Annotated in this window: 1 protein-coding gene; it reads right to left on the reverse strand. The window is 30.2% G+C overall.

Features of this window, described 5'->3' with window-relative positions:
* A partial coding sequence (locus tag HMPREF2647_RS00005) for a transposase (RefSeq protein WP_141756737.1) occupies nucleotides 1–288 on the reverse strand: 288 nt, incomplete at both ends.

The raw sequence follows: 288 nt of genomic DNA on the forward strand, positions 1-288 counted from the left end.
CCAATTTTGAGTGTTAAAGATGTCGCTTTTATATTTTTTAGTTTTATCTTTTATAAACATACCGTAGGTTATAAGTGGTATTCGATTAAAATCATCTATAATTGCCATATAATTGGGTTCGCTACCATAACCTGCATCAGCTACAATATATTCAGGTAAATGACCGTAGGTCTCTTGAATTGAATTTAAAAATGGTATCATCGTTCTTGTATCAGTCGGATTTTGATACACATTATAAGATAAAACGAATTGAGAATTTGTCGCTATTTGTAAATTATAACCTGGCTT

This window comes from Staphylococcus sp. HMSC035D11 (assembly GCF_001836075.1).
GTDB classification, from domain to species: Bacteria; Bacillota; Bacilli; order Staphylococcales; family Staphylococcaceae; genus Staphylococcus; species Staphylococcus hominis.